Source organism: Halomonas sp. SIMBA_159 (genome assembly GCF_046536035.1).
GTDB lineage: Bacteria > Pseudomonadota > Gammaproteobacteria > Pseudomonadales > Halomonadaceae > Vreelandella > Vreelandella venusta_A.
In genome coordinates, this window is record NZ_JAWJBT010000962.1 from 1 (window position 1) to 258 (window position 258).

Consider the following 258-nt stretch of genomic DNA (forward strand, 5'->3'; position numbering starts at 1 on the left):
AGCGCGTCCAAGTCCCTACCGCCCCGTCGGCTCCGGCTCCGACAGGGGGCCGGGATCGATCGCGCCCTGGGCTTCCGGGAAGCCTTCGATGGTGCCCATCTCTTCCTTGTCGCGCTCGACCGTCAGCTTGGTCTGGATGTAGAGCGACAGGAGCTGGGACAGCTTGAGCAGCGCATCGACATGGATGCGCTCGTAGCCGTGGCTGGCATCGATGCCGAAGGTCGCCAGGGCGGTGCGGATATCGTTGCCGGCCTCTAG

Annotated in this window: 1 pseudogene; it reads right to left on the minus strand. The window is 66.3% G+C overall.

The annotated features are described in order from the left end of the window. Nucleotides 1-15 precede the first annotated feature (15 nt). A pseudogene (locus R0J87_RS22110) lies at nucleotides 16-258 on the minus strand (hypothetical protein); the annotation flags it as partial.